The following is an 18,092-nucleotide window of genomic DNA, read 5'->3' on the forward strand; positions in this document are numbered from 1 at the left end:
GGCCGAGTCGCCTCGCGCCTCGGCGAGAGCCGCCGTGCGCAGAAATCCCGGAACACCTTCGGCTTGATTGCCCCGGACCGGGGTGGTCCCCGGGTCGGGAGTGTCCAACCGGGTCGCCGCCCATGCGGCTCCCGCCTCCACCGGAATATGTTTCCGCAGGGGAGATGTCCGCGTCCGGCGCGAGACGTCGATCGTCTTCTCCCGAGCTTCGCAAGGAAGCGGCGAAGTCGGTGCTTACTTACATGCCCCAGCCGAGGTAATAGCCGGTGTGGGGCGGTTGGTTGTAGGCGACGTTCTGCCATGCCACGCCCAGGCGGTAGACGTGATCCTGCATCAGAGCGGGGAGGCGGTGCTCGGTGGGGTGCGGGGTCATGTAGAGCCGCAGCGCGGTGCTGTCCTCGGTCGGCCACAGCACTTCCTCGCGCCAGTCACCCAGGATATCGGCCTGCAGGCTCGGATTTCCCTTGGTGCCGTTGATCGAGACGGTGCCGGAGGCGGTCAACAGGTTCTCCACCTTTTCGGTCTCGGGATTCCAGTCGTCGATTCGACCGGTGCCGGTGCCGGTGGCGCTGTCGTAGTTATGGTCGAGGAGCTCACGACCGAGATCGCCGTCCCACCAGATCGCGAAGTTCGCCGGGGGAATCGTGGTGGAGATCTTCTCGCCCCGTGCGGAACGCAGGTATCCGGTCGGGCTGTTCCACGCGCCACCGGTGGCCCAGGCCTCGGCTCCGAGGTAGCGGGGATCGATGTCGGCGGCAAGTCCTCGTCCGGTGTCCTCGCCGGTGCGCACCCCCCAGAGAGCTTCGCCGCTGTCGGCGTCACGGAATTCCACTCCCATGGCCGCGTCCTCGTTCTCGTGCACGTCGAAGACTTCCAGGCCCGGGTGCGTCGGGTCGAGGTCGCCGAGGTGCATGGCGTCGCCGTGCCCGAGGCCTGTGCTGTACAGCCCGGTCCCGTTATCGTCGATTGCCATTGCGCCGTAGACGATCTCGTCGCGCCCGTCCGCGTCCACGTCGGCGATGCTCAGATTGTGGTTGCCCTGCCCCGCGTACTTCTCGTTGCCGGGTGTGTCGCTGTCGAAGGTCCATCGGTGCTGTAGTTCGCCGCCGCGCCAGTCGAAGGCGCTCACCATGGTCTTGGCGTAGTAGCCGCGCCCCATGACGATGCTCGGATGTGTGCCGTCGAGGTAGGCGACCGCTGCGAGAAAGCGGTCCCCGCGGTTGCCGTAGCAGTCACCCCAGTCGCAGATGTCGCCTCGGGCCGGAGCGAAGTCGGTTGTGCTGAGTGCCTTGCCGGTGGTGCCGTCGAAAACGGTGAGGTACTCCGGTCCGGTGAGCACATAGCCTTGGTCATTGCGGTGGTCCGCGCTGGGGTCGCCGATGACGCGCCCGGTGCCGTCGACGGTGCCGTCGGCGGTTCTGAATACGACCTCGGACCTGCCGTCCCCGTTGAAGTCGTAGACGAGGAACTGCGTGTAGTGCGCTCCGGCTCGGATGTTGCGCCCGAGACCGATGCGCCACAGCCGCGTTCCGTCGAGCTCGTAAGCATCGAGAAACACTTCTCCCGTGTAGCCGGGGCGGGAGTTGTCATGGGAGTTCGTTGGATCCCACTTGAGAACGATCTCGTACTCCCCGTCGCCGTCGAGGTCACCGATGCTCGCATCGTTGGCGCGGTAGGTGTAGTCCACGCCGTCCGGTGACGTGCCGCCTTTCGGCTTGTCCAGCGGGATGTCCCGCTGCCCGGCTTGCCACACCTTCGCGGTCGTCGCTTGCGACGCGCGCTCACCGGCGACCCGCAGCCGGTAGTTCGCCCTTGGCCCCGCTCCTCGATCGAGGAAGTTCGTGCTGGACACGATCGGTTCCCGGTTCACCTTCCGCCCGTTGCGGTAGAGGTCGAAGGGCGTGTTGTGCGGCTCGTCCGCCAAGAGCCGCCAGCTGACGAGGTTGCCCTCGGGTGTGCCGACGGCGACGAGACCGCGCTTCGGGGGCTTCGCCGGACCGGAGTGCTGTTCCGTCTGCTGGGGGACGTGGACGGAAGGCCTTGCCTGTGCGGCGCCAGGCGCGCTCGCCAGTACCAGGAGACCTATCCCCGCGGCCAGCAGTCTTCGTGCTCTTGTCATGGCAGTCCTTTCCTCGGTCGGGTCTCGACCGCATCGGAGGGAGCTTGCTGTCGGTCGAGTCAGGTGAACGGGGCGGGTCCCTCAATGTCGGGAAAAGCGGCTATGCCGAGTCCGCTCAAGAGGGATCGCCCGGTCCGCCGGGGAGTCGCTAGTCCAATGTGTCCAGTTCGATGGCCGCGGCCATGGCGGCCAGGCCTGCGTCGTTCGGGTGGACGTGGTCGCCTGTGTCGTAGCGTGGGGCGAGCCGGGTCGGGTGCGCCGGATCCCGAAGCACGGCGTCGAAATCCACCACGGCATCGAATTTCCCGGAGTTGCGTATCCACGTGTTGACCGCTTGCCGGACCGCCTCGCCCTCCGCCGTGTAGCGGGGCGCGCCTTCGAAGGGCGTAATCGTGCCTGCGACGACGCTGATTCCGGCTTCGTGGGCTCGAATGATCAACTGTTCGTAGACGCGAATGAGCTGTTCGGGTTCGACCGCGCCGTAGCTGTTGTGGATGTCGTTGATGCCCTCGAGCAGGACAACGGTCTGCACTCCGGTTTGTCCGAGGACGTCGCGCTCGAACCGTGCCAGTGCGGACTCACCGCCGAGGCCTGCGTCGGTCAGGAGCCGGTTCGCGCTCAGCCCGGCGTTGAGTACCCCGAGCTCACGGGGATCCGGCCTTTTCAGCAGGCGATCGGCCACCACGTCCGGGTAGCGATGGTGGGCATCGATGGTGGATTTGACGCCGTCGGTGATCGAGTCACCGAAGAAGACCACCGAGCCATTCGCTCCGGAACGGACATCCACCCCGTCGAGGAAGTAGCGTGAGGTGCCCATCGTCGAGTAGGCATCTCCCGTGTTCGCGGTCGCGTTTCCGGGGGCGGCGAAAGTCGTTGCCATCCCCTCGTAGTGCACGGAGGCTCGCCCGGTGGGGTGCGGGAGATACATGCTGATGACCAGGTCGGTGTTGTCGGGGACGGCCATGGTGATCGGGTCGGAGACCCATTCGGTGCCCGCGGGGATGGTCGCCGATGATTCACCGTCGAAGGTGACCGACGTCAAGGTCGAGGGCTGGACAAGGGGAGTACCGGCAGCACCGTCGCGTACCGCTACTGTCACCGCACCGACGGACAGTGGCTTGGTGCCGTGGACATTCGTGAGGCGCAGCCGGAGACTGTCGCCGCCGACCGACAGGTGCACCACCTGCCGCAGCGTCGTGTCGTCGAATCGCTGGACTTCCGGGCGGTCGTCCGCAGGCGGGGTGACCGCCGCGGCCCAAGATCCGACCCAGTCGCCTCCACCGACGGTAGGAGGAGTGTGGTCGGTAGCGGAGGAGGACGGGGGCAGTAGCAGAATGGCGGCCGTGGCGACCGTGAGGCAGTGCCACCAACTCGCGCGAAACGTCGTCCTGCTGGAGAGAAACGTACTCAAGTGAGCCTCCTCAACCGTTGATGCCCGGGAGGTCGTCGCTGTGGCCGGATGGATCGGAACATCGGGCCCGTCCGGTCAGGCTGGACCCACATGCGGAAATTGAATCGATTTAAGAAAGTATATCCTTGCGGATCCGCCGTCAAGGAAATAGTCGAGAACTTGGCAGAATGTCAGCCGCGCGGAGTATTGCCTTCGCGCGGAAACCCGTCGTGCTGCTGTTTCGTCCGGAAAGGGATTGCGAAACAGGCAAGAGCACGGTGTTGACATCGACAGCGGACGTTGTTAAAACGTTTTATAGATTTCGTTGTGCTGCGCGGTCGAGCCGCGCATGTCCCGTTCCCGTCGCATGTCCTTGATGGCGATGGGCTCCTGCACCAGGTGACCGGTGCCAATCCGTCATTCGGAGGCCGTTGATGCCCTCTTCCTCGTCGTTCAACCGCCGTGGCTTCTTGACCAGTGCTGGGGTCACTGCGGCGGCTGCCGCTCTGGGCGGCCGTGCTTCGGCTGCCCCGCCGTCGGGTGAAAAGCCGAACGCTGCCCAGGGCGTCGAGTTGCGCTGGCTCGGTGAAGCACCCCGGGCATCGACGGGTACGGCCTGGGGTGTGCCGTGGCCGAAGGGACAGCTCGCCAAGGACACCTCGTTCGCGCTGACCGGCAGCGATGGCACGCACATCCCCGTGCAATCCTGGCCGCTGGCCTACTGGCCGGACGGCACGCTCAAGTGGAGCGGGCACGCGGTCGGCTCCAACGCCCTGGCCAAGACCTTCCATCTCTCCCCGGGAACTCCGGCCGCTCCGCAACAGCCGGTGACTGCCTCCCGCCAGGGGAATGCGATCCGGATGGCCAACGGCACGGTCGAGGTCCGGATCGCGACCGAGGGGACGATCGCGATCCGGTCGATGACGCGTGGCGGGCGGTCCACGGCCGAGGAAGGCCGTCTGGTGCTGCTTATGCAGGACCGACCCGATGATGAAAACACCTCCCCGCGCCGGAGCAACTGGACCGGCGTCGTGGAGAGGGCGGAGATCGAGCAGACCGGCCCGGTGCGCGCGGTGATCAAGATCGCCGGGCGATACCGGCAAGACCACGGCAGCAAGCACGGCGTCGGGGGACGCGCGATCCTGCCCTGGACGATGCGTTTCTATCTTGCCGCCGGTGACGAGTCGATGCGCTTGGTGCACAACTTCACCTGGGATGCGGACATGAACCACGATTTCGTCCGAGGTCTGGGTCTGGAGTTGACGGTCCCCATGGCCGATGAGGCACACAACCGGCACATCCGTTTCGGCACCACCGAGGGTGGGGTGTGGAGCGAGCCGGTTCGGGTGCTCACCGGTCTCCGTCGTGACCCGGGAGCTGCCGTGCGCGAAGCCCAGTTCGCCGGGACTGCGACACCTGCTGTCTCGCAGTGGTCGCAGGAGGTGCGCGAGGGTTACCGGAAGCTGGCGCAGTGGAACGATGTCACTCTCTTCCAGGAGTCGTCGGCCCACTTCGTGATTCGGAAGCGCACTACGTCGGCGGGCAGCTGGCTGCACCATGCCGGCCGTGGGCAACGCGCCTCCGGTTTCGGCTATGTCGGCGGTGTCAGCGGCGGCCTCGGTGTCGGCATGCGCGATTTCTGGCAACGCTTCCCGCGCTCGCTCGATATGCGGGGTGCCGCCGGGGACAGGGCCACGGTGACCTTGTGGTCGTGGTCGCCGGACGCCGGGGCGATGGATTTGCGGCACTACGACACCACCGCGCACGGTCTCGACCTTGCCTACGAAGACGTGCAGGACGGCTTCAGCAGGCCCGAGGGCATCTGTCGGTCCACGGAGATGGAACTGTGGGCGTTGGACTCCACACCCACACGTGATCAGGTCGCTGCTCTGTCCGGCGCTCTGACCGAACGACCGCAACTGGTGACCAAGCCCGAGTGGTATCACGGCGCAGGTGTTTTCGGGAGATGGAGCCTGCCTGACCGCAGCACGCCGGGGCGAGTGGCGCTGGAAAATTCGATCGACCGCGATGTCGCTTTCTATGCGGGTCAGGTCGAACAGCGCGAATGGTACGGATTCTGGCACTACGGCGACGTCATGCACACCTACGACTCCGACAGACATGAGTGGCGTTACGACGTGGGCGGTTACGCATGGGACAACGGTGAGTTGGGCAGCGACGCGATGCTCTGGTACGCGTTCCTTCGGTCCGGAGACCCCGCAGCCTTCCGGCTCGCCCGAGCCATGACGCAGCACATCAGCGAAGTCGATACCTACCACGCCGGCCGTTTCGCCGGGTTGGGCTCACGGCACAACGTCTCCCACTGGGGCGACGGTGCCAAGGAGGCGCGGGTGGGGGAGTCGTTCACCAAGCGCTTTTCCTACTACCTCACGGCCGATGAGCTGCTCGGCGACCTGATCCGATCCTCGCTGCGGGCCGACAAGACGTTGCTCACGGTCGAGCCACTACGCGAAGTGTTGCCGCCGCAGGACAAAGCACCGACTCGGCTGCGCATCGGCCCGGACTGGTACGCGCTGGTGAGTAACTGGATGACCGAGTGGGAGCGCACCGGAGACACCCGCTGGCGCGATCGGATCGTGACCGGCATGAAGGACATCGCCAAGTTCCCGGCCGGCCTGTTCACCGGTGAGGCGGGGGGTGCGGTCGGATTCGACCCGGAGACCGCTCACCTGGTCAACCTCGGCAAGGGGGACTACCAGGGCGGCTACAATCTCGCGATGGCCTTCTGCGGGGAGCAGATCCTGTGGGAAACCCTCGATCTCGTCGATGTCCCCGAATTTCGTCGGACCTACCTGGACTTCGCCCGATACGCGCAGGCCCCCTCGGAGGAGAAGATCGAGCGATACGGGTTCGACTTCGACCCGAAGGTGTTCAAAACGATCTACTCGCGTGTGACCGCCTGGGCCGGAGAGCAGCTCGGCGATCCGGTCATCCGCCAACGCGGCTGGAACCGCTTCACCTCCGACCCCAATGGACAGCCCTGGCCCGAGCCGGTCCGGGTCGGCGGCAACTCGGTCGCATCGCCCGTGGACGAGATCCCAACGGAACGCACCGAAAACCAGTCGGGGGACTTCGCCACCTGCTCGACCAATGATGCCGCACAGCGCACGCTCGCCATTATCTCGCTGCTGGACATCGCTCCCGACGAGGGTCCCTGAGAATGATCGGTTGCTCCGGCGGCCCCTCGCCGGGGTGGTGGCGTGGCGATTGCGAACACACCCGGAGCCCCACCGGTGTTCTCGGTGGGGCTCCGGGCCGTGCCGACACTTCCGCGCAGCCCGAGAGCCGTGGCACGGACCGGCACGATGGTGCCCCGGAGCGGTCAAGGGCGGTTTTCGGTCCGATCGCCGAACGATCTCTTGTGTCCGGGTGTCAGTCGCATACGCAGCCGAGGTAACGCTCGGCCATGGTGTGCAGAACGGTGTGCGGTTCCTCTGCCCAGACGTCGGCGTTGAAGATCTCGACCTCGATATCGCCGCGGTAGCCCGCTCGTTCCACTGCTGCGCGCAGCGGCCGGAAGTCGATGTGACCGTCGCCCATCATCCCACGGCCGAGCAGCACGTCGGCCGGTAGCGGGGTGAGCCAGTCACAGACCTGGAAGCTCGCGATCCGGTCAGCGGCCCTGCCGATCTGGGTGAACAGCTCAGGGTCCCACCACACGTGGAACGCGTCGACGACGACACCGACCTGCTCGACCGGGAACGCCTCCGCGATCTCCAGCGCTTGGCCCAGTGTCGACAGCACGGCACGGTCGGCGCAATACATCGGGTGCAACGGTTCCAGCGCGAGCCGCACCCCGCGTTCGCCCGCGTACGGAGCCAGCTCCGCGAGTGCGTCGACCACCCGTTGCCTCGCCCCTGGCAGGTCGCGTGAGCCTGCGGGCAATCCGCCGACCACGAGCACCAGGCACGGTGCGCCCAGCTCGGCAGCCTCGTCCAGCGCACGGCGGTTGTCCGCCATCGCTCCACGGCGCTCGGCGCCTTCCACTCCGGTGAAGAATCCGCCGCGGCACAGCGAGGAGACCCGCAACCCGGCGTCATCGACCAGCTTTGCGGTCTTCGCCACGCCGATCTCGTGCACTGGCTCGCGCCACAGTCCGATCGCCGGGATCCCGACCTCAGTACACCCCTGAACTGCTTCCGCGACCGAGCAGCGGTTGACGGTCTTCTGGTTCAGCGACAGACGCGCCAGTCTCGGGTCCTGGTTGATCATCGGGTCACCCCCGCGACATGGAGCAGGGAACGCATTCGGCTCACCGCGAGTTCGGGGTCGGGCAGCAGCCCGGCCCGGTCGGCCAACCGGAATGCTTCGGCGAGGTGGAGTACGCTGCGCCCGCTCTGCAGGCCGCCGACCATCGTGAAACCGGGTTGGTGTCCGCAGATCCAGGCCAGGAAGGCGATTCCGGTCTTGTAGTAGTACGTCGGTGCGGTGAACAGGTGCCGTGCCAGAGGAACGGTCGGTAGCAAGGCGTTGTCGAACGCCGCTTCGTCGCCGCGGTCCAGAGCGTGCAGGGCAGCCGAGGCAGCCGGTGCGATCGCGGCGAACACGCCGAGCAGTGCGTCGCTGGAGGAGTCCGACTCGCCCTTGATCAGTCTCGGATAGTTGAAGTCGTCGCCGGTGTAGAGCCGGACGCCCTCGGGGAGGGCGGCGCGCAGCCGGACCTCGTGTTCGGCGTCCAGCAGCGACACCTTCACCCCGTCGATTTTGGTGGCGTGCTCGCGCAGCAACGTCAGGAACGACTCGGTCGCCGCCGCGATGTCCGTCGACCCCCAATACCCGCTCAGGGCCGGGTCGAACATCGGACCGAGCCAGTGCAGGATCACCGGGTCGTCGACCTGGTCGAGCAGCCGCGCGTAGACCTTGTGATAGTCCTCCGGGCCGCGGGCGAGCGTGGCAAGCTGGCGGCTGGCCATCAGGATCACCTGGGCGCCGGCCTCCTGCACCACCTCCAGCTGTTCCTCGTAACCGGAGACCAGTTGGTCCGAGTCGGACACCTCGGCCGGAAGGTGATCGGTACCCGCCCCGGCGGCGATACGTCCACCCACCGCCTTCGCTTCCGCGGCGCTGCGCCGAATAAGTTCCCGGGTAGCGGGCCAGTTGAGTCCCATTCCGCGCTGTGCGGTGTCCATGGCCTCGGCCACTCCCAGTCCACAGGACCACAAGTACCGGCGGAAGCCCAGTGTCGTCGACCAATCGATGCTTGCGGGCGCACCGGGGACGTTGTCGCCGAACGGATCGGCCGCTACGTGCGCAGCGGCGTAGGCGATGCGGGTTCGGGGTGGGGAAGCGGGGAGAGGCCACGTGACGGGGTCGCGCAGTCGATGCGCGCTGACCGAGCCGTCGGCCTGGGGGAGCTGGATGGTGGGCGTCACGACAACCTCAACACAGATCGGAAAGCGCTTTCCAATGCAGAATAGGGGGCCGTGTCACCCCGGCGCAAGAACTTCCTGGGAGCATGCTGGAAAGTGTTTTCCCGGCCAGGTGCCCGGGGCGAGGCTCGACGGCGCTACTCGAGGAGGGGCAATGTCACGTGCGACCGGCAAGGTGAATCTGCTCGACGTGGCCCGCCGGGCCGGAGTATCGCTGGCGACCGCGTCACGGGTGCTCAACGGTAGTGCTCGTAACGTGGGGGAGGATTTGCAGCAGCGAGTTCGCTCGGCTGCGGAGCAACTGAACTATTCGCCCAGCGCGCCTGCGCAAGCCATGGCTCGGGGCGGGACCAACGTCGTCGGGCTGGTAGTGCCCGACATCTCCGATCCCTACTTTTCGACCACTGCGGCCAGCATCATGCGGGTCGCCGAACCACACGAGTTGATCATTGCGCTGTCCAGCACGCAGCGACGTGTCGAGCGGGAAGCCGAGTACGTCGCCGCGCTGCGTCGACAGCGGGCACGGGGCGTCATCCTGGTCGGCAGCCGAACCACGAACGCTCGGCACGAGGACGAGTTGCGCGCCGAGTTGGAGACCTTCATCGCCTCCGGGGGCCGAGTTGCCGCGATCAGCCAGCAACAACTCCCGGCCGACACCGTTGTCATCGAGAATCGTGCCGGAGCGCGAGATCTCGCCGAGACCCTTGCCGGGCTCGGCTATCGGCGGTTCGCGGTGTTGGCGGGTCCCAGCGACCTGGTGACCGCGCGGGATCGGGTGGCGGGATTTCGTCAGGGGTTGAAGCGGAGCGGAGTGAGTCTCGATACCAACGACGTGATCACCGGGGAATTCACCAGAGATGGTGGCTATGACGCTGCCGTGGAGTTGCTCGACCGGGACCGGGACGTCGAGTGCGTGTTCGCCGTCAATGACGTGATGGCGGTCGGTGCGATCGCCGCGTTCCGCGATCGTGACCTCCGCTTGCCCGAGGATATCGCGGTGGCCGGGTTCGACGACATCGTCAGTCTCCGCGACATCTGGCCACCGCTGACCACCGTGCGTATTCCACTCGAGCGGCTCGGTGAGGAGGCGCTGGGATTCATCCTGGATGAGCAACCCAGCGACCGTCCTCGAGCCCGCCGCTTCCGCGGCGAGGTCATCGTGCGGGCGAGCACGCCACGGCTGAGTTGATCAGGAAAACGTAGCGTGCAGGCCCCCGGTCACAGAGGCCCCGGCCAGTAGGAACTGTCGGGCTCGCGGCGCCTCGCGGCGTTGTCGTGGAGTCAACGTGGCTCCGCCACGCCTCCTTCCTCCTGACAAGACCCGATGCGAGGCATCCGCCCGGCCACCGCTCCCTGATCCAACGCCCCACTGCCGGAGCCTTTTGGCCGTGGGGAGGAAGTCAACGTGGTCCCAGTCGACAAGCCGCCTGCCGGTCTCGGGGTGAAACAGGCAAGGGAGACCGCCTCGAGGGTGCGGCTGTCAGGCTCGTCGTCATAGCTCGACCTCTCCGAGATCCACACGGCGGCCCTCACGGGACGAGGTCAGTCCTGCCTCGGCAAGGCGGATGCCGCGCGCACCCGCGAGGAAGTCGTACGCGTGGTCGCCGTCGTCGCAGAGGAACCGGATGAACTGTTCCCACTGCGCCTTGAAGCCGTTGTCGAACTCCGCGTTGTCGGGCACGGGATACCACTGGTGCCGAAACGGGGTGTTTTCCACCTGGTCGGGGTTCCACACCGGTTTGGGGGTCTGGGTGCGGTGCTGGACGACGCACTGATTCAGTCCCGCGACCGCGCTGCCGTGAGTTCCGTCCACGTGGAACTCCACCAGCTCGTCGCGATGGACGCGGGTCGCCCACGACGAGTTGATCTGGGCTATGATGCCGCCTTCGAGTTCGAAGAGACCGTAGGCGGCATCGTCGGCGGTGGCGCCATAGCGCTGCCCGCGCTCGTCCCACCGCTCGGGGATGTGCGTGACGACCTTGGCGGTGACCGCCTCCACCCGGCCGAAGAGGTTCTCCATGATGTAGTTCCAGTGCGGGAACATGTCGGTGGACATACCGCCGCCGTCTTCCTGGCGGTAGTTCCAGCTCGGACGCTGTGCCGACTGCCAGTCGCCTTCGAACACCCAGTAACCGAACTCGCCGCGGATCGACAGGATCCGCCCGAAGAAACCGCTGTCGATCAGCCGCCGCAACTTGAGCAGCCCCGGCAGGTAGAGCTTGTCGTGCACCACGCCGTTCTTGACGTTCGCGGCATCGGCCATCCGCGCCAGGCGCAGTGACCCCTCGAGGTCGTCGGCGATCGGCTTCTCGGTGTAGACGTGCTTGCCCGCGGCGATGGCCTTGCTGAGGGCGGACTCCCGCACCGTCGTGAGCTGAGCGTCGAAGTACAGGGTGTCGGCCGTGTTGGACAGGGCCTCGTCGAGATCGGTGGTCCAGCGGTCGATACCGTGGCGTTTCGCGATCTCCTGCAGCTTCTCGCCGTTCCTGCCCACGAGGACCGGGTCCACCCGCACTCGCGTGCCGTCCGAGAGTTCGATACCACCCTGCTCGCGGATGGCGAGGACGGAACGGACCAGGTGCTGCCGGTACCCCATCCGTCCGGTGACGCCGTTCATGATGACGCCCAGCCGTCGCTCAGACATGTACTACCGCCTTTCTGGAAAGCGCTTTCCGCTAGCTTATGACGAATCGATAGCGCTGCACAAGACATTGGACAGCGCTTTCCTGATGCGCGATGCCCGGTGGTCGACGAAGCGTCCCCGGGCGTCATGCCGAGGCTGACGCGGCTGCTCGACGGCCGGTTCGCCCGACGATGAAGCGACGGGTCCGAACACCGAGTGCTCGGACCCGTCGCTCGACGGTCCGACTTTCCGGTCACCGCGTCTCGGCCCGGATCCGGGCGAGCTCCTCACGCGAAACGGGTTCGCCATCCCGTTTCCCCAGCTCATCGACGGGAACGCGGTGGGTCTCCCGGGCGGACCAGGCGGCCAGGGCACCGATGATCGTGATCCCGAAGCAGAGGGTCCCGACCGTGAGTGGAACGTGCGACGACCCCGGAGGAGCGACCAACGTGAAGATGCTCGGAAGGAAGGCGGTGATGGCGAGCCCGATATTCTGCGAGATGGCGAACCCGGTGACCCGGGTCCGCGCCGGGAACAGCTCCTGGAAGAAACTGGCGAACGTCGCGTTCCAGACCTGGTAGAGGACGCCCCACGTGAGAATGGCGAAGATGACGGCGAGCGGCACGTTGTTCTGGCTGACCGCGAACAGGTAGGCGTATGACAACAACCCCGCGCCCAACGACCCGACGATCATCAGCGGCCGCCTGCCGAACCGATCCGACAGGTCCCCGAACCACGGGATGACAGCCAGCGCGACGAGGTTCGCCACCACCGGGATCCACAGGTAGACGGACTCGCTCATCCCGATTCCGTAACCCGATTGAGTCGCGTAAGCCGCGCCGAACACGGACACGGTCACCCCGATGACGTTGACCAGCGTCATGCAGACCGCTCGCACGACGTCCAGCCCGCTTTTCCGGAGCACCTCGAGAATCGGTGCCTTCGCGGTTTCCTGCTGGGCGTTCTTGTCGAGGAACACGGGGGTCTCCTCGACCCGGCGCCGGATGACGTAACCCGCGACCATGATGACCACGCTGAGCAGGAACGGGATGCGCCATCCCCAGGCCTGGAAGGCCTCGTCGGACAGTATCGCCGTGAGCGGGAGGAAGGCCCCGGCAGCGAGGATCTGACCTCCCTGCGTGCCGTGAAGGCTGAAGCTGGCGTAGTACCCGCGGCGTCCGAACGGCGCGTGCTCCGTGATCATGGCACTGGCGCCGCTCAGCTCGCCGGCTACGGCGAACCCCTGGACGAGCCGCAGGAGCACCAGCAGGATGGGAGCCAGGATGCCTATCTGGCCGTAGGTGGGAAGCACCCCGATCGCGAACACCGACGCGCCCATCATCATCATGCAGAGGAACAACAGGTTCTTGCGCCCCCGCTTGTCCCCCCAATGCCCGAGGACGACCGCGCCGATCGGCCGCGCGACATATCCGACGGCGTACGTGCCCAACGACGCGATCAGCGCGATGGCCGGGTGACCTTCGGGGAAGAAAATGCCGGGAAAGACCAGTGCGGCGGCTGTGCCGTAGAGGAACCAGTCGTAGTACTCCAGGGCGCTGCCGATCCAGCCGCTCGCTGCGGCCTTTTTCGCCGTTTTCCGGGAGGTTCGCTGTTCGGGCGAAGGTGAGCGCTCCATTGTATCGCGTCTCAATGTCATCTCCTGGGATGATTCGTTCACGTCATTTGATCGGCTGAGTTCCGTGCCGTATGGGGTTTGATGAGATGCTCGCGTCTCGAGGCCCGGGGAGGAGCCTTTGGTAAGCGCTTTCCATAGAAAAGCAGCCTCGATCGCCACTGTCAACACCAAAATATTGCGGAAGGCGTACGCTTCCCTGGAGCGTTATTCACCGGACATGAATCGATGTACTTCACCGCAGGTCAGAACCTTGATGAAGCCTCGGTGAGTGCCACCGTGAATAACGCTCCCGCTCGTCGGCGTGCTTCGGCAGCCGTTCCGGATATCGGTGAAGAAGCGATCTACAGGAGGGCGGAGATCGGAGAGTTGCTGAAACGGCGCGGTATGAACGACGAAATTGTGCCGACGTTGAAAAGTACGCAGGGTGCGGCCAAGGCCGTGATGGATCCGCCGGGTGTCTTCGATTCGGGCAAGGTGATTACTACCGCTCCGAAAGAAGAGAGCGATACACGATAAAGAGCTGACTGTCGTCCTGGGCGAAGCTGCGGTCTCTTGGTAGTTGTCGACCGTGCGGGTCTGCACCGCACCACTGCCTGCGGTGACGACGTAGGCTTCGGTGCACGCCAGGTGCATGTGCGGGCTCCCGCCGCGCACACCGTCCTCGGCGGGCCAGTCGTAGGCGTTGACGTGCGAGAACTGATCGCTCCGGGCAGCGGCGTCGAGTGCGTCGCGGGCATGAGTCCTCCTACCAGGGGTGGGTCTTGAGGTAGCGCTCGATGCGGTCGTGGTCCCACGCACCGTCGGCGACCACGACGCGATAGCGGTAGGTGAAGTCGTCGCCGGGAGCAAGCTCGAACTCCTCGAAGAATGCCCAGGACACGGCGACGGCCGGAGTCGGTTCCGAACGCACGAACCAGTGCGACTCGTGGATTGCCTCCGCGTTCTCCGGCGCGTGCGCGAAGATCATCGTCGAATGGCGGTCGACACCGTCGTGCTCGCCGACGAAGCTCAGCCACGGGGCCTGTCGCCCCATCAGCTCCGCTTCGCCCCGGCGCTGATTCGCGCCAAGTACCTCACCGCCGGTGAAATCGCGAGGACCACGCCAGTGCAGGCCGGTGTAGCCTGCCATCTCCCGGCCCGCTGTCGTAGGGCTTCCGAAATGCAGCGGTTCCGGGCGGAGGTTGGTGAGGTGGATCGACCAGTCCAACGCCCAGGCGCCCTCATCCGTATCGACCGAGTGCAGAGCGACGCCACGCCTCTCGTCCGCCCACGGTTGCCCGCCGTTTTCCAGCCAGGTCAGCCGCTCGACGAAGCTCATCCGGTCCGCGGTGACCTCGAAGGAGTCGAAGCCGTCGTGGCGCATCGAACCGATGCGCTCGGGCAGCGCCTGATAACCCGCACCGTGAACATAGCTGTTGCCACCCCAGAAGTTCTGCCCGGAGACGTGGCTCGCGGTCATCTGCAGCCCCTTGTGCCACCGGTGATCGTTCGGCCGATACCCGGTGACCGTGTTGCCCGACAGAGTGCGCAGCGGGTGGGCGTACGGCTTGCGTGACTCGAACTCCACCGGATCGGGCTTGTACACATAGGACACCAGCTCGACGTCGCACGCGTGCACCGTGATCCGCTCGCCGTGCCGATGCGTGACCGTGATCGGCTCGTTCATGCTTCGACCTCCTCCGCGAGCGCAACCAACCGCTCCGGCGCACCGCCGTGCATGAGCGCATAGAAGGGGTCTTCCGAGCCGATCTCACCGGAGTGCACCGGTCGGTCGGTGGCGGCCGACTTGTACATCGCGGCGACGAATTCCAGTGCCGCGCGCCCGTCCGCTCCACTGCACACCGGGCGTTCACCCACGCTCATCGCGGCGAGCAGGTGTCGAAGCATCGCGGTGTGTGAGCTGGGTTCGCTTTCGGCCGGGGTGCGCCAGCGCTCGATCCGTACCGGGTCCTTGACGTGTGGCGCCGGGGTGTAAACCCAATCCTCGTTGCCATAGCCGTACAGGTGGGTCAGTTCGACCGTGGCGTCCGAGCAGTCCAGTCGAATGCGGCTGACCTCGTCCGGCGACAGAACGCTGTTCACCACTGTGGCCATCGCGCCGGAGGCGAATCGCACCAGGGCCGTCGAGACGTCCTCGGTCTGCACGTCGTGCACCAGTCGCCCCGTCATCGCCCGCACTTCGGTCCACGGGCCGAGCAGATGCAGCATGAGATCCATTTGGTGAATGCCGTGACCCATGGTGGGACCGCCGCCCTCGGTTTCCCACTTTCCTCGCCAGGGAACGGTGAAGTAGTCGGAATCCCGGTACCACGTGGTCTGGCAGTGCGCGGTCAGTGGTGTGCCCAACTCCTTCGAGGCGAGCAGCTGCCGAGCGTGCTGGGCGGCCGAACCGAAGCGCTGCTGGAAAACGAAAGACGCGTACGGCCCGCCCTCGGATTCGGCGTCAACGATCTCGTCATAGCCGGCCAGCGACAGGCACGGCGGCTTCTCGCACCACACCCACGCGCCGCTGCGCAGGACCGCCACGGCTTGATCGACATGCAGTGCCGGCGGCGTGCAGATCGAGACCAGCTCGGGGCGTTCTGCGGCCAACATCGTGTGCAGGTCGGTGTAACCCCGCACCTGCCCGCCCTGAGCGCAGAAGGCGTCCAGGCGGGAGGCGTCGAGGTCGACCGCCGCGACCGGTTCGACCTGGTCGCTGAACGCACGGAACGCGGCCAGGTGACTGGCTGCGATGGCACCCGTGCCGATGACAGCGGCACGGACGCGGGGCTTCTCGGTGGACGTGGCTCTCTCCTCTCGTGCACGTCTTCGCCGCGATGGCGTCGACCGGGAATCTGGAAAGCGCTTTCCTGTCGAGGTAAGACGCTAACCCCTCCGTAATGGACATCACAAGGGGAATGGGTGATTTTCCGACGCGACCCCGGGATGACGACCGTGTCGTCATCCGCGATGGCCTGCCGCGAGACCGGTGGATCAGGTGCGTCAGCGTATTCGCACGACTCGCCTTGCCGATGCTGAAGACTTGACGCTTAAGCGGTTAACTGATGAACAGCTCTCAGCTGTTGTTCAGGGGTTGCTGTGGGACGGCACGCGTTGTCGGGACCACGCGCCCTGCCTTTTCGATGTCCTGGTCGATAGTGGGAGTGATTCTGCTGAACCGGGATACAACACTGCGTGCGGATCGGATCACCGAGGGGCTTGCCGCATCCTCTTGGCGGCGAGTACGGCGGGTGCGGGGGCGAGTGGCAGCGTGGGCAGCAGTGCTGCCTGGTAGGCGTGATAGGCGTCGGGTTTGCCGGACCAGACCGAGTCGGCGGGGTGCCCATCGGGGGTGACTTCGTGGTGCCAGCTGCCGTGGTCGGTGTCGATGTGGTGGGTGCGCGCGTAGTCCCAGAAGGTGCCGTACCACCGCAGGTAGTGGTCCTCGCCGGTGCGGTGGTGCAGGGCGGCGGCGGTGAGGATCGCTTCGGCGATGACCCAGTGCATGCGTGCTCGTACCTGGGGACGGTCCTGCCAGTCGAGGGTGTAGACGAATCCGGGGTGACCATCGGCGTTCCAGCCGCGATCGAGGGCCGATTCGAACAGGTGGCGGGCGTCGCCGAGCAACCAGTCGGGTGCCTCGGTGCCGAGGACGGCTTCCAGCTGCACCAGGAGCCTGGCCCATTCCAGCCAGTGCCCGACGGTGCTGCCGTGGGGACGGAACCGGTGCTGCGGCTGGTCGCTGTTGTAGTCCAGGATCGGCTGCCAGTTCGGGGTGAAGTGCTCGGGTAGGCGCCAGTCGTGGGCGGCGGCGACCTCGTGGATGAGGTTTTCGGCGATGCCCAGCGCCCGCCGGTGCCATGTGTGGTCGCCGGTGGCGTCGCCTGCGGCGAGGAAGGCCTCGACGAGGTGCATGTTGCTGTTGGCACCTCGGTACTCTTCGGTGGCGCTCCATTGCCGGTCCCAGCTTTCCCTGGCGAGTCCGGCCCCGTCTTCCCAGAACCGCTTCTCGACGGTGTCCAGGGCTTCGGCCAGCAGCTCCTCGGCGCCGGGCCTGCCCATCGCTGCCGCGCTGCCTGCGGCCAGGACCACGAAGGCGTGCTCGTAGGCGCCCTTGGTGGTATCGGCCGTGCCCGAGTACCAGCCGCCGTGTTCGTCATCGTGCAGCGGGCCGCGTAGCGCGGTGATCCCGTGGTCGGCCAGTGCGGCCGTGTCCGCGTCGCCGAATCCGTGGGCCAGACTGAAGACGTGCGTCATACGGGCGGTGATCCACGTGGCGATCGGCTCTCGTTGCGAGAGCTTTCCCGCCGCGTCGAGCCAGCCGAACCCGCTCTCGGGGATCCGGGAGGCCACGGCGAAGTCGACGATCTCGCGCCGTTGTGCGGCCAACCATTCGTGGTGGACGGATGTGTCCCGATCGGTCACTGCGTCTCCTTGAAGAGTTCGAACGGTCGCTCGTGGGCATGATGGATGACAGGCTGGTCCCGCGGTCCTGTCGGGTCGAATCACTGTGCTCGGCGGTGGTCGTTTCCCGCACCGGTTCGGACCGGTGGGTATCGACGTCGGAAAGTGGCCGTGCTCGGCGGCTGGAGGGGCGAGCCTTGAGTAACCGGACGTCGTTTCGTAACGTCCGGCGGTCGCGCGGCAGACGGGCTGATCGGCACGCGAGCGAGGCTGATCGGCAGCGGATCCTGGAGATCGCCGAGCGGCTAGGCTCCCAGCAGCGCTGCTCGTTCACTGACCGGCGGACAGGTGAACGCCGTGGGGCTGGTGGTGGATCGCCCCGCGCGTGTACTGGGGATTGAGCCGTACTTCATGCAGCTTATATCCGGGATCCAGGATGCGCTCGCCGATGGACCTGCCGCGCTGTTGTTGCAGGTCACCGACGACAGCGCTGCCGAATATTTACCGTCATCACCGCAGGTCACAACACCTAGAACTTGACCTTGCTG

The 18,092-nt window shown here is 66.1% G+C and carries 13 protein-coding genes; 4 read left to right on the forward strand and 9 right to left on the reverse strand.

Annotated features, from left to right (window positions below):
• Window positions 1-238: 238 nt before the first annotated feature.
• Window positions 239-2,119 (reverse strand): rhamnogalacturonan lyase, encoded by a 1,881-nt coding sequence (locus tag JOF55_RS19480; RefSeq protein WP_310276297.1) that lies wholly within the window; start codon window positions 2,117-2,119, stop codon window positions 239-241.
• A 148-nt stretch (window positions 2,120-2,267) separates the two neighbouring features.
• Window positions 2,268-3,530: an SGNH/GDSL hydrolase family protein gene (locus JOF55_RS19485; RefSeq protein ID WP_310276300.1), complete on the reverse strand. Its 1,263-nt coding sequence runs from the start codon at window positions 3,528-3,530 to the stop codon at window positions 2,268-2,270.
• 413 nt (window positions 3,531-3,943) lie between these two features.
• Here JOF55_RS19485 and JOF55_RS19490 point away from each other — a divergent pair, with 413 nt between their 5' ends.
• Entirely contained in the window at window positions 3,944-6,688 is a 2,745-nt protein-coding gene (locus tag JOF55_RS19490; protein ID WP_310276303.1) for an exo-rhamnogalacturonan lyase family protein, read from the forward strand.
• A gap of 214 nt (window positions 6,689-6,902) precedes the next feature.
• On the opposite strand, the gene JOF55_RS19495 is transcribed toward JOF55_RS19490, so the two are convergent.
• Both JOF55_RS19495 and JOF55_RS19500 read right to left on the reverse strand, forming a co-directional pair.
• The gene (locus tag JOF55_RS19495) at window positions 6,903-7,742 is read right to left on the reverse strand and encodes a sugar phosphate isomerase/epimerase family protein (protein ID WP_310276306.1); all 840 of its coding nucleotides are present in this window, start codon (window positions 7,740-7,742) and stop codon (window positions 6,903-6,905) included.
• Window positions 7,739-8,902 (reverse strand): dihydrodipicolinate synthase family protein, encoded by a 1,164-nt coding sequence (locus JOF55_RS19500; RefSeq protein ID WP_310276309.1) that lies wholly within the window; start codon window positions 8,900-8,902, stop codon window positions 7,739-7,741. Before JOF55_RS19500 ends, JOF55_RS19495 begins: the two co-directional genes overlap by 4 nt.
• A 151-nt stretch (window positions 8,903-9,053) precedes the next feature.
• Here JOF55_RS19500 and JOF55_RS19505 point away from each other — a divergent pair, with 151 nt between their 5' ends.
• Complete coding sequence (locus JOF55_RS19505) at window positions 9,054-10,088, forward strand: LacI family DNA-binding transcriptional regulator (protein ID WP_310276312.1); 1,035 nt, start codon at window positions 9,054-9,056, stop codon at window positions 10,086-10,088.
• A 303-nt stretch (window positions 10,089-10,391) separates the two neighbouring features.
• Here the strand turns inward: JOF55_RS19505 and JOF55_RS19510 are convergent, their stop codons facing one another.
• Both JOF55_RS19510 and JOF55_RS19515 read right to left on the reverse strand, forming a co-directional pair.
• Window positions 10,392-11,543: a Gfo/Idh/MocA family protein gene (locus tag JOF55_RS19510; RefSeq protein WP_310276315.1), complete on the reverse strand. Its 1,152-nt coding sequence runs from the start codon at window positions 11,541-11,543 to the stop codon at window positions 10,392-10,394.
• A gap of 232 nt (window positions 11,544-11,775) precedes the next feature.
• Window positions 11,776-13,158 carry an MFS transporter gene (locus JOF55_RS19515; protein WP_374727563.1) on the reverse strand — a complete coding sequence of 461 codons (1,383 nt, stop codon included), beginning with the start codon at window positions 13,156-13,158 and terminating at the stop codon, window positions 11,776-11,778.
• 225 nt (window positions 13,159-13,383) lie between these two features.
• On the opposite strand from JOF55_RS19515, the gene JOF55_RS19520 reads away from it, so the two are divergent.
• On the forward strand, window positions 13,384-13,674 hold the full coding sequence (locus JOF55_RS19520) for a hypothetical protein (protein WP_310276321.1): 291 nt from the start codon (window positions 13,384-13,386) through the stop codon (window positions 13,672-13,674).
• A 229-nt stretch (window positions 13,675-13,903) separates the two neighbouring features.
• On the opposite strand, the gene JOF55_RS19525 is transcribed toward JOF55_RS19520, so the two are convergent.
• The 3 genes from JOF55_RS19525 to JOF55_RS19535 form a co-directional block, all read right to left on the reverse strand.
• Window positions 13,904-14,824 carry a DUF6807 domain-containing protein gene (locus JOF55_RS19525; protein WP_310276325.1) on the reverse strand — a complete coding sequence of 307 codons (921 nt, stop codon included), beginning with the start codon at window positions 14,822-14,824 and terminating at the stop codon, window positions 13,904-13,906.
• The gene (locus JOF55_RS19530) at window positions 14,821-15,909 is read right to left on the reverse strand and encodes a Gfo/Idh/MocA family protein (protein WP_310278470.1); all 1,089 of its coding nucleotides are present in this window, start codon (window positions 15,907-15,909) and stop codon (window positions 14,821-14,823) included. The genes JOF55_RS19525 and JOF55_RS19530 overlap by 4 nt, the downstream gene beginning before the upstream one ends.
• 438 nt (window positions 15,910-16,347) lie before the next feature.
• Window positions 16,348-17,565 carry an AGE family epimerase/isomerase gene (locus JOF55_RS19535; RefSeq protein WP_310276328.1) on the reverse strand — a complete coding sequence of 406 codons (1,218 nt, stop codon included), beginning with the start codon at window positions 17,563-17,565 and terminating at the stop codon, window positions 16,348-16,350.
• 336 nt (window positions 17,566-17,901) lie between these two features.
• On the opposite strand from JOF55_RS19535, the gene JOF55_RS19540 reads away from it, so the two are divergent.
• Window positions 17,902-18,084, forward strand: a complete 183-nt coding sequence (locus JOF55_RS19540; protein ID WP_310276330.1) for a hypothetical protein — start codon at window positions 17,902-17,904, stop codon at window positions 18,082-18,084.
• Window positions 18,085-18,092 lie beyond the last annotated feature (8 nt).

The organism is Haloactinomyces albus, from assembly GCF_031458135.1.
Taxonomy (GTDB): domain Bacteria; phylum Actinomycetota; class Actinomycetes; order Mycobacteriales; family Pseudonocardiaceae; genus Haloactinomyces; species Haloactinomyces albus.

Bases quoted from the DNA above. Each gene is read 5' to 3' on its own strand.
- JOF55_RS19480 (WP_310276297.1), bottom strand. From the start codon at position 2,119: ATGACAAGAGCACGAAGACTGCTGGCCGCGGGGATAGGTCTCCTGGTA.
- JOF55_RS19490 (WP_310276303.1), top strand. From the start codon at position 3,944: ATGCCCTCTTCCTCGTCGTTCAACCGCCGTGGCTTCTTGACCAGTGCT.
- JOF55_RS19495 (WP_310276306.1), bottom strand. From the start codon at position 7,742: ATGATCAACCAGGACCCGAGACTGGCGCGTCTGTCGCTGAACCAGAAG.
- JOF55_RS19505 (WP_310276312.1), top strand. From the start codon at position 9,054: ATGTCACGTGCGACCGGCAAGGTGAATCTGCTCGACGTGGCCCGCCGG.
- JOF55_RS19510 (WP_310276315.1), bottom strand. From the start codon at position 11,543: ATGTCTGAGCGACGGCTGGGCGTCATCATGAACGGCGTCACCGGACGG.
- JOF55_RS19515 (WP_374727563.1), bottom strand. From the start codon at position 13,158: ATGGAGCGCTCACCTTCGCCCGAACAGCGAACCTCCCGGAAAACGGCG.
- JOF55_RS19520 (WP_310276321.1), top strand. From the start codon at position 13,384: ATGTACTTCACCGCAGGTCAGAACCTTGATGAAGCCTCGGTGAGTGCC.
- JOF55_RS19525 (WP_310276325.1), bottom strand. From the start codon at position 14,824: ATGAACGAGCCGATCACGGTCACGCATCGGCACGGCGAGCGGATCACG.